This window comes from Actinoalloteichus spitiensis RMV-1378 (assembly GCF_000239155.1).
Lineage (GTDB): Bacteria > Actinomycetota > Actinomycetes > Mycobacteriales > Pseudonocardiaceae > Actinoalloteichus_B > Actinoalloteichus_B spitiensis.
Map to the genome: position 1 here is coordinate 1 of NZ_AGVX02000225.1, position 8783 is coordinate 8783.

Consider the following 8783-nt stretch of genomic DNA (forward strand, 5'->3'; position numbering starts at 1 on the left):
CGATCTTCTGCCGGGGAGTGACCGGTGGCCCGCGATGCGGTGTCGGGGGGCCTGCCGTGCGCGCGGGCCACCGGTCACGAGGCGGCTGTTCGCACTCGTTCCAGTCGGGGGGTGGTACGAGGTCGAGGCCGCCGGTTCGGGGCCGTCAGGAGACGCCAGCCGGCACGGCCGGCCTTCTCCGGACGGAGGTGTGCGCCGGGCCGCGGCGGGAGTTCTCGACCGGCGCCGGCTGGAGGTGGCGCGAGGGGTGCGGTGCCAGACCGCCGGCGACCAGGTGCTCGTAGGCCGCCCGCCACACCTCGCACGGAGCCTTCCGCTGCCGCCACCTCGTCGAACACTCCGGGCAGTTGCCCTTCTGGTCCGGCTGGTGGGCGTTGAGGAGGGAACGCCAGCCCTCCGTCAGGCGAGGCAGCTCCGATCGAGCCACCGAGAGCAGGGATGGGGTGTCGGCCCGGTTGGCCAACTCGGTCAGCATGTCCAGCCGCTCCCACACGGCGTTGCGCAGTACCCGACCCAGGATCTCGTCCACCGAAACGTCACCGTTGCCTTCCCGCCGCCAGGGCGGTGTCGTGTCGCGTGGCGGCCGAGGCCGCCGCACGCAACGCGTTGCGGAGCGTCTCCACTTCCGAGGAGGAGAACACTGCTGTCTCGCCGGGTGGTCCCACGATCACCACTCGGTCTCCGTCGACGAGCACCGTCACCACGCAGGGACGGCTCGCGATGTCCCGGCACTCGACCAGCCATGTCGGTCGGTCGTCCACGGAACGGACCGACCCGTCACCCACCGCGGGGAATCCCCCGGTCGGAGTGTCCTCACGCGTCGCCCAGTCCACGGTGTCCGGTCGCTCCCTGCTCGGTGTGCCCGTCGTTGCCTTGCCGCCACCAACAGTGCTGCACGTGGTTGGCTGGGGGGAGACGGGATGCGCCGATCGGCCGGGGTTCCACGACGAGCGGTACCGCCCCTTCACGGCGGCCGATCACCTCCGCCGATCGGCGCTTCACCGCCGGGCCGGCATGGCCTTACTCTGCGGTTGGCGCCCGTTGCGGCGGGAGGGGGTTCAAATGAACACAATCGGTTCCCAGAGCTCGCCCGTTACACCCGAGGTCTGGGAGAAGCAGGAGATGCGCGACGCGCTCCTGCAACGTGACATCAGCACCGTGTACCGGATTCTCCGGCGGTTCGGCGTGTCCCAGCGACAGATCGCCGCGTCGACGGGCCAGTCCCAGTCCGAGGTGTCGGAAATCCTCAAGGGACGGCAGGTCATGGCCTACGACGTGCTGGCCAGGATCGCCACCGGGCTCGGCGTGCCCCGGGGCTACATGGGACTCGCCTACGACGAGGCCACAGCGGCTCGTGTCGTCGGGGTCGTCGACGACGCGCAGGCTGAAGAGGAGGAATCGGTGAAGCGTCGCAAGTTCCTGGCGCACGCCGCCGCCGTGACCGTCGGCGCGGCCGTGTTCGGCTCCGAGCCCGGCTGGGCCGCCACCGCGGCCCGCACCCCTGTGCCCAACCGGATCGGCCTCACCGACGTCCGCCAGATCGAGGCGGCCACCGGGGCCCTGCGGTCCCTGGACTACCGGCACGGCGGCGGGTTCTGCCGTGACGCCGTGATCGCCCAGCTCAACTGGGCTCAGCAGCTCCTGGGCGCGCAGCGGACCGAGGAGGTGGAGCAGCGGCTGTTCGTCGCCATCGGCGACCTCTACAACCTCGCGGGCTGGACCTCCTTCGACATCGGGCTGATCGACTCCGCCCGCAGCCACTTCGGGCGGGCCCTCGAGTTCGCCAAGCGCGGCGGGAACGACACCCTGGTCGCGAACATCCTCTACCGCACCGGGCGCCTGTACCTGCACCACAAGGCGCCCAACGAGGCGCTGAAGATGTTCCAGCTCGGCCAGGTCGCCGCCCAGAACACCGGTTCCGCCCTCACCGTGGCGGTCCTCTGCGCCAACGAGGCCTGGGCCTACGCGGAAGCCGGGTTGGCACGGCAGGCGATCCTGCAACTCGGCATGTCCAAGGACGCGTTCGCGCGGTCCGACTTCGACGAGGCCCCCTCCTGGGTCCGGTTCTTCGACGAGACCGACCTGCACTCCATGATCGGCGCCGTCTACACCACCCTCGCGGCGGTCGAGGGAGCCGACCCGAACCACGCCAGGATCGCCGTCAACGCGTTGGAACAGGCGAGCGCCACCCTCCGCGAGGACATGAACCGCAACCGGGGTTTCCAACGCATCATGATGGCGTCGAACCACCTGCGCACCGGGGACATCGACCAGGGCGTGCGCTGTGGTCACCTGGCGATCGAGGCCAGCGAGGACGTGCGTTCGAGCCGGATGCGCGACCGGCTGCGGCCGCTGCTCGCCGAGACGCGCAAACGGTCGGCCAACCCGGCGGCCAAGGAGCTCCACGAACGACTCACGCTCCACCTGTCCGCGTGAACACGCTGGTCGCCGCCGCACCCGACGGCCGCTTCACCCAGGACAAGCTCACAGCGGTGTTGCGGGAGGTGTGCCGGACGCAGGGGCTCGACGCCACCGGCGCCACCCTGCTCCGCTGCACCAACAACGCCGTCTTCCGACTGGCCCGCGACCAGGCCGTGGTGCGCATCGTCGTCTCCACCAAGCTGCTGCACCGGGTGGAGAAGGTGGTGCGCACCGCACGCTGGCTCGCCGAGCACGACGTGCCCGCGGTCCGGTTGCTGCCCGGGGTCAGCCAACCGGTCCGGGTCGCCGGCCACGTGGCGACGATCTGGGAGAACGTCCCCTCGGTCACGCCCCCGGCCTCGGTCAACGACCTCGCGGCCGTCCTCCGGGCGTTGCACTCGCTGCCGCTGCCCGACCACCCGCTGCCCTACTGGGCGCCACTGGACGACGTGCGTCGCCGGCTGACCGACGCCGAGGAGCTCGCCGACGACGACCGGGCGTTCCTGGAGGAACGCTGCGCGGAACTCGAGCACCGGTTGCACGACCTGACGTTCCCGCTCCAGGAGGGCTTCGTGCACGGGGACGCGCACCTGGGCAACCTGATCTCCGGCCCGACCGGCCCCGTCGTGTGCGACTTCGACTCGTCCTGTGCCGGCCCCCGCGAGTGGGACCTCACCCCGATGGCGGTGGGCGTGCTGAGGTTCGGGGCGTCCCGCCGGCGCTACCGGCAGTTCGCCGCGCGGTACGGGTTCGACCTGCTGCGCTGGAGAGGCTTCCCCGTGCTGCGTGATGTGCGGGAGCTCAAGCTGACCACCAGCGTGCTGCCCATCCTGCGCAGCAAACCCGAGTTCCGGCCGCAGCTCGAGCTGCGACTCCGGTCCCTGCGCGAGGGGGACGAGACCGCCAGGTGGACCCGGTACCGGTGACCACCCGCTGGTAGCCCTCGGTGTCCGGACCGTAACGTCCCGCGACCCCCGGCCGATGTCACGGACGTCACAGTCGACCCGAGTCCCTCTCCCGCGTTCCGACGGCGCGCGCCCCGCGCCCCGGCCTGCCGGTGAATGAGCTCTCGGCAGCGCGCGAGGTGATCAGCCCCGGTGATCGTGCCCGAAGCCGTCGTCAACGACCAGCCGCGACTCCCCTGGAGCTCCTGGAGCGTGTGGAGTTCCTGGCGGGCCAGGCGCACCGCCAGCGCCCTGGACCGCATCGTGCGGGGTCAACTCCCACTGGTGCGGAGACTGGACCAGCCCGGCGCCCGCCGGGCGGCCGACTACCTCGCGGAGCTCGTGCTGCTCGCCCAGGCGTACCGCAACTTCGCCGACGGGTGGATCGACCGCACCGAACTCGACCGGCGAGGACGCCGCTGCCTGGCCAGGATCGAGGAACTCCGGGAGCAGCCGGGGTCGCCCCCGCTCACCCCCTGGACACGTCTGGGCCCGCTGATCTGAGGTTCCCGCTCCCACACCACGGGACAGCCGCCGTTCCCGGACGCCGTCCGGCGCCGCCCACCGACCGTTCGCCGCGCCCGCCGGACCGCCGCGTACCCGCGTTCACCGCCGGGGGCGCGGCGCCGGAGGACCCGCGACGCGCGACCCCACCAGCAGCCCACCCACGAACAGCGCTCCCGCCGCCGCGAACCACACCCACACCGGGGCACCGCCGGACACGGCCGGCTCCTCCCCGGCACCCGGAGGCACCAGGTCCGCGTCCTCCGGCGCGTCCGGTGGCTGGGGCGGCACCGTTCCGGGTCCGTCGTCGGCCAGGGTGAAGGTGAGGGTGTCCGATACCGGGTGACCGTCGGCGGAGAGGATCCGGTACGCGATGGTGTACTCGCCGGCGGGGCCCAAGGGGTGCAGGCGCTGGCGCACGGAGGCTCCCTCCACGGCGACCTCCTCGTCCCGTTCCCACCGGTACCCGCCGGGGCCGGTGACGGTCACCGTGTTGAAACCACCCAGAACCGGCTGGTCGAAGACCAGCTCCACCGCGTCGGGAGGGGTCGGAAGCGTGGCCCCGTCCACCGGGTCGCACCCCACCAGCACGTTGTGCGCGGACGCGGGCCAGGCCAGGACGAGCAGCAGCGAGACCACGGCACCCACCATCCGCTGCCACGGCGACCCCCCGAGGTGCGGGCGGGGCCGCCGGCACCGAGCGGACCCCGCGTTCCCGCGACACCAGCACCGACCTCACCGCCGCCGCGTCCTGACCAACACGCCCAACGCCAGCCCCAGGCCCAGCGCGCCGACGGCGAGGCCGAGCCCACCGAGCACCCGCGCGGTCCCGTCCTCGGCGCCACCCGCCACCGGGGCGGCGGCCACGTCCGCGTCTCCCGGGCGGCCGTGGTGACCACCGGTGTCCTCGACGAGCCTGAGCGTGGGAGCGGGCAGGTCGGGCTCGGTGCCGTCCCGCGACGGCGGATCGGTCCACGACACCACCTCACCCGAGTCGTAGGTCTGCTCGGCCGGCATCACGAAGACGTCGACGTCCTCCGGGAGACCGCTGAGGCTGACCTCGAACTCCTGGAACTCCCCCGGCTCGATGCGCACCCCCTCCTCGGCCGTCCACGTGACCGAGCTGATGGCCTCCGTGACCTCGACGCCGTGCGCCTCCACCGGTTCGTCCCACTCGACCGTGGTCACCTCGGAGGTCCAGCCCGGGAGGGGACGGGTCGACACCGACGTCAACGGATGCTCCTCCGGGAAGGTCACCGTGACGGCCACGGTGCCCGCGTCGGACCGTTCGTTGGGGACGCGGAACGCCACCGCGGCCGATCCGCCGGCCGGCGCCTCCCCGGGCTGCGCCGACACGTGCGCCGAGGCCGTGCCCGCCCCGACCAGCCCGAGGACGACCACGGCGGCCGTGCCCACCGCGACCGACGCGCTCGCCCCGGCGCGGCGCTGTGTTGGAACGACACCATCTCTCCTGACCGCGACGACAACCCGACCGGCGGGGCCGGCGAGGCCGGCGGCGTGGGAAGCCCCTGACGCCCGCCAGCACCCACCGACCACGGTAACCAGCGGGCTCGTGGACCACCGGTGGCGGTGACCGGGAACGTCACCTGGCAGCTCGGCCTCGCACCGTGCGCGACCACCACCTCAGGACCGGCGCGACACGAACGACCTGCCCCCGCGACCGGCTCCCGCCCACCCCCGGGCGGGCACGCCCGGGCCGTCGCCCCGCACTCCGGAGTGGCGCCTTGCCAAACCCCGCGCCGGCGCAGATAACGAGGTCATGGGATTCCCCGTGGCCGCCGGTCGGCCGAGGGCCACCCGGCCGGCCCGTTCCGGTTCCCGGCCCCGGACGCGCAGGCGGGAACCGTCACCACCAGCGACGACCCCGGTCAGGAGGGTGTGAGGTGAAGCACGCGTCACGGCGAGGCCACCCCGGGAGAACGGCGCGGTACGTGGCGGCCAGATCAACCGGGGATGTCGTTTCGACTACGTACGCACCGGCCGATGTTGTCTTGGGAGGCGGACTGGGTAACGGTATGAGGGCTTCCGACGATGTAGCCCCATTTGGCCGTGTCGTCGGCGAGCCAGGTGGACCCTCCGGCCACCCGCGACCGGCGCAACGAGAGGAGGAGTCGCCCACGAGGGCGTACTCGACTGTGATGAGCGACAGGACCAGGACCAGTCCGCGCACGACCCAACGGGTTCCGGCCTCCAGGGACGATCCTCCGGTCCCCGGGACGGGTGGTCGACCCCGCCCGTCGGAGGTCCACTCGTGAACTGGCTCTCCGACTTCGGCTCCTTCGTCGCGGGGCGGTGGGAGCAGCTCCTGTTCGACTCGTACCTCCACGTCAGCGCGGTCGTCCAGTGCGTGGTCATCGCGACCGTGGTCGGCATGCTCATCGGTGTCGCCGTCTACCGCAGCCCGTTCGGCTCGGCCGTCGCCACCGCCGTGACCAGCGCCATCCTCACCATCCCGTCGTTCGCGCTGTTCGGGTTGCTGATCCCCGTGCTCGGCCTCGGCGTTCCACCCACGGTGACCGTGCTGGTGCTGTACGCCCTGCTGCCCATCGTGCGCAACACCATCGTCGGTCTCGCCTCCGTCGACAGCTCGATCACCGACGCGGCACGCGGCATCGGCATGAGCAGGTTCGACGTCCTCACCAGGGTGGAACTCCGGCTCGCCTGGCCCGCCGTGCTCACCGGCATCAGGGTCAGCACGCAGATGCTGATGGGAATCCTGGCCATCGCCGCCTACGCGAAGGGCCCCGGCCTGGGCAACCAGATCATCACCGGCCTGTCCCGGGTCGGCAGCGCCAACGCGACGAACGCCGCCGTGGCCGGGACCGTCGCCATCGTCATCCTCGCCCTGGTCCTGGACGCCGTGTACGTCCTGATCGGCCGGCTCACTACGTCAAGGGGAATCCGTGTCTGAGACGAACACCGCGCCGAAGCTCGGCGGCGAGTCGGACCGCGCCACGAGCGGCGTGGAGATCCGGCTGGAGAACGTCACCAAGCAGTACGGAGGCCAGCGGCAGCCGGCCGTCGACTCGGTCACGATGACGATCCCCGCCGGTGAGACCGTGGTCTTCGTCGGCCCCTCCGGGTGCGGCAAGACCACCACCATGAAGATGATCAACAGGTTGATCGAACCGACGTCCGGCCGGATCACCGTGGGCGGACAGGACGTGCTCCGGCTCAACCCCGACGAGCTGCGCCGGGGGATCGGCTACGCGATCCAGCAGGTGGGGCTGCTCCCGCACCTCACCGTCGGTCAGAACGTCGGCCTCGTTCCCGGGCTCATCGGCTGGGACAGGAAACGCATCGCCGACCGCACCGAGGAGATGCTCGACCTGGTCGGCCTCGACCCGACCGAGTACCGCGACCGCTTCCCCAAACAGCTGTCAGGGGGACAGCAACAGCGGGTCGGTGTCGCCAGGGCCCTCGCCGCCGACCCCCCCGTGCTGCTCATGGACGAGCCGTTCGGCGCGGTGGACCCGATCACCCGGGGCAACCTCCAGGACGAGCTGCTGCGCCTCCAGGAGGAGATGGGCAAGACCATCGTCTTCGTCACCCACGACTTCGACGAGGCCGTCAAGCTCGGGGACCGCATCGCCGTTCTCGGCTCCCAGTCCAGGATCCTCCAGTACGACACCCCGGAGGCGATCCTGGCGAACCCGGCCGACGAGACCGTCGCCGGTTTCGTCGGCGCGGGGGCCGCGCTGAAACAGCTCACCCTCCGCCGGGTCCGCGACATCGAACTGGAGCAACTGCCCACCGCGACCGTGGGCGAGGAACCGGCCGCCTTCGCCACCCGCATCGGCGGTCGGAAGGGAGCCGTCGGGCTCGTCCTCGACGACCGGGGCCGGCCACTGCGCTGGGTGACCCGCCGGGACCTCGACCGGGGCGGCGGCTCCCTGGCCACCGCCGGCCGTCCGGTGGAGGACTCCGTCGACCGGGCCTCCACCCTCCAGGACGCCCTCGAGGCCCTGCTCACGGCGGACGCCGGTTACGCCGTCGTCACCCGCTCCCGTGGCCAGTACGCCGGCGTCGTCGGCCTGGACAGCCTGATGGGGACGATCCGCGCGCTGCGGGAGCAGTACGAGGACGAGGACGGCGCGCCGGACGGGCGGCAGGGCGACGGGCCCAGCGGGAGCCAGGGCGGCGGTACGGGGGCGGCTCATGGCTGACACCACCACGGCGGAACGTGCCGGGTTCTCCGCGGACTCGGGGTCCCGGCGTTCCGAACGACTCCGCCTGTTCACCGAGCCAGTCGTCGTCCTCGCCATCCTCGCCGCCGTCCTCGTGTGGGCGTTCACCGGTGACCTGGACGACATCGAGGCGCGGGAGATCAACGCCGCGAACATCCTCACCCTCACCTGGCAGCACGTCCAGATCACGCTGGCGGTCACCGTCATCGTGCTCCTGGTCGCCATCCCGCTCGGGATCCTGGTGACCAGGCCCTGGGCCAGGGGCGTGGCGCCGATCGTGCTGGGCATCGCCAACATGGGGCAGGCGGCTCCCGCGCTGGGCCTGCTGGTGCTGTTCTTCCTGCTCACCCAGCAGACCGGGTTCTGGGTCGCGGTGGTCCCCATCGCCTTCTACGCGCTGCTCCCCGTGCTGCGCAACACGATGGTCGGCCTCCAACAGGTCGACCAGTCGCTGCTGGAGGCCGGCCGGGGGATCGGCATGTCCCGGTTCACCGTGCTGCGCCGCATCGAGTTCCCACTGGCCGTCCCGCTGATGCTCGCCGGGCTGCGCACCTCCCTGGTGCTCGCCGTCGGCTCCGCCACCCTCGCCTTCTTCATCGGCGGTGGCGGACTCGGCGAACTGATCGACGTGGGGTACAAGCTGCGCCGGACCTCGGTGCTCGTCGTCGGCGCGGTGCTCTCCGCCGCGCTCGCGCTGCTCGTCGAC

General features: G+C 71.9%; 10 protein-coding genes. 6 read left to right on the forward strand and 4 right to left on the reverse strand.

Going from position 1 to position 8783, the window contains the following annotated elements; translation table 11 throughout:
• Positions 1-145: 145 nt before the first annotated feature.
• Complete coding sequence (locus ACTIDRAF_RS0211415) at positions 146-529, reverse strand: hypothetical protein (RefSeq protein ID WP_016698873.1); 384 nt, start codon at positions 527-529, stop codon at positions 146-148.
• A 7-nt stretch (positions 530-536) separates the two neighbouring features.
• Complete coding sequence (locus tag ACTIDRAF_RS28385; protein WP_052168785.1) at positions 537-761, reverse strand: hypothetical protein; 225 nt, start codon at positions 759-761, stop codon at positions 537-539.
• Between the two features lie 301 nt (positions 762-1062).
• Here ACTIDRAF_RS28385 and ACTIDRAF_RS0211425 point away from each other — a divergent pair, with 301 nt between their 5' ends.
• The 3 genes from ACTIDRAF_RS0211425 (at position 1063) to ACTIDRAF_RS28390 (ending at position 3869) form a co-directional block, all read left to right on the forward strand.
• The gene (locus ACTIDRAF_RS0211425; RefSeq protein ID WP_026066001.1) at positions 1063-2436 is read left to right on the forward strand and encodes a helix-turn-helix domain-containing protein; all 1374 of its coding nucleotides are present in this window, start codon (positions 1063-1065) and stop codon (positions 2434-2436) included.
• A complete protein-coding gene (locus ACTIDRAF_RS0211430) occupies positions 2433-3347 on the forward strand; it encodes an aminoglycoside phosphotransferase family protein (protein ID WP_016698876.1) in 915 nt (304 codons plus the stop codon). Before ACTIDRAF_RS0211425 ends, ACTIDRAF_RS0211430 begins: the two co-directional genes overlap by 4 nt.
• A 171-nt stretch (positions 3348-3518) precedes the next feature.
• Positions 3519-3869, forward strand: a complete 351-nt coding sequence (locus tag ACTIDRAF_RS28390) for a hypothetical protein (RefSeq protein WP_016698877.1) — start codon at positions 3519-3521, stop codon at positions 3867-3869.
• A 102-nt stretch (positions 3870-3971) separates the two neighbouring features.
• Here the strand turns inward: ACTIDRAF_RS28390 and ACTIDRAF_RS0211440 are convergent, their stop codons facing one another.
• Positions 3972-4508 carry a copper resistance CopC family protein gene (locus ACTIDRAF_RS0211440; protein ID WP_245533506.1) on the reverse strand — a complete coding sequence of 179 codons (537 nt, stop codon included), beginning with the start codon at positions 4506-4508 and terminating at the stop codon, positions 3972-3974.
• Positions 4509-4604: 96 nt separating this feature from the next.
• The gene (locus tag ACTIDRAF_RS0211445; RefSeq protein ID WP_016698879.1) at positions 4605-5285 is read right to left on the reverse strand and encodes a YcnI family copper-binding membrane protein; all 681 of its coding nucleotides are present in this window, start codon (positions 5283-5285) and stop codon (positions 4605-4607) included.
• A gap of 856 nt (positions 5286-6141) precedes the next feature.
• Here ACTIDRAF_RS0211445 and ACTIDRAF_RS0211450 point away from each other — a divergent pair.
• The 3 genes from ACTIDRAF_RS0211450 to ACTIDRAF_RS28400 all read left to right on the forward strand — a co-directional run.
• The gene (locus ACTIDRAF_RS0211450) at positions 6142-6801 is read left to right on the forward strand and encodes an ABC transporter permease (RefSeq protein WP_016698880.1); all 660 of its coding nucleotides are present in this window, start codon (positions 6142-6144) and stop codon (positions 6799-6801) included.
• Positions 6794-8056, forward strand: coding sequence for an ABC transporter ATP-binding protein (locus ACTIDRAF_RS28395; protein WP_016698881.1), 1263 nt, complete (start codon positions 6794-6796; stop codon positions 8054-8056). Before ACTIDRAF_RS0211450 ends, ACTIDRAF_RS28395 begins: the two co-directional genes overlap by 8 nt.
• Positions 8049-8783 (forward strand): ABC transporter permease (locus ACTIDRAF_RS28400; RefSeq protein ID WP_016698882.1); only part of this gene is annotated, 735 nt, incomplete at its 3' end. The genes ACTIDRAF_RS28395 and ACTIDRAF_RS28400, both read left to right, overlap by 8 nt.

Coding starts and splice junctions, on each gene's coding strand:
- ACTIDRAF_RS0211425 (WP_026066001.1), top strand. CDS start 1,063: ATGAACACAATCGGTTCCCAGAGCTCGCCCGTTACACCCGAGGTCTGG.